The sequence below is a fragment of the Roseburia zhanii genome (assembly GCF_014287635.1).
In the GTDB taxonomy this organism is placed as follows: Bacteria; Bacillota; Clostridia; order Lachnospirales; family Lachnospiraceae; genus Roseburia_B; species Roseburia_B zhanii.
The window spans coordinates 1-862 of sequence record NZ_JACOPH010000075.1 but is presented as its reverse complement, the minus strand read 5'-3'; the positions used below and the strand labels follow the sequence as shown (position 1 = coordinate 862).

The 862-nt window shown below is 40.5% G+C and carries 1 protein-coding gene and 1 pseudogene; both read left to right on the top strand.

Annotation, left to right across the window (positions count from 1 at the left end; genetic code table 11):
- A pseudogene (locus H8S17_RS16185) lies at positions 1-439 on the top strand (prepilin peptidase dependent protein A); the annotation flags it as partial.
- 16 nt (positions 440-455) lie between these two features.
- The coding region (locus H8S17_RS16180) for a hypothetical protein (RefSeq protein WP_186867900.1) at positions 456-862 on the top strand (407 nt) is incomplete at its 3' end.

Below are 862 nucleotides of genomic sequence, written 5' to 3'. Positions count from 1 at the left end.
CATAAAAATTGGGGCGGATGGTCAGGTAAGTGTGGACGGTATTCAGGATCATGCAATGAAACAGAAGATAGAGAATGTTCTGTCAAAGTATTCGGATGAGCTGATGGATATTTATTTTTCTATGGATTCGGAAATACAGGCATTGTCCGATAAAGAAAAGTATCTGTTACAAGCTGCGGTGGATGTGGAAAAATTTTTATATAAGGCAACTGGCGGCAGTGTATCGCTTGGAGACCTTTCCGTGGAAAATGCAACGATACATGGTCTGCCGAAAACACTGGATGACCTGTTAAACAATCCGGGAGGAAATCAGACCTATCAGGATTACGCAAGCGATATCCGGGAAATTTCAGCATATAAACAGACTCAGCACAAAGATATTATGTCTGAGTTAAATGTACAGTTTGTTATAGCAGACGGTACAATTCAGATAAACTGATTGGAGGAATAGAAGTATGCACATTGGTTCTGATCTGAATACCGTATCTTCATTGTACGGTCAACAAAAAGGTAATCAAATGAAAACTCCTGCATCTGGGGAAAAGACATTTTGTACGGTTGAAACACCAAAGGTATATCAGATATTCACAACAGATAATATGTTGTGGACGGGAGGTAATGGTACCGGTCTTTCTTATTGTCTTAAATATGCGGATGATTCGACGGATGAAAATCCTGTGGTGTTAGCGAAAGGTGTGGATGAAAACGGGAAAGAGTTTGAGCAAAGAATTTATATCAATGACGTTAATCCATCAAATGCTACAGTAGTCGAAATGCGTGCATTGGAGGCACATTACAAAGTGGAGAAGCAGGGAGGTTTCACGTCTCTGCCGCTTGAAGCTGGTAATATGGGACTTAACGA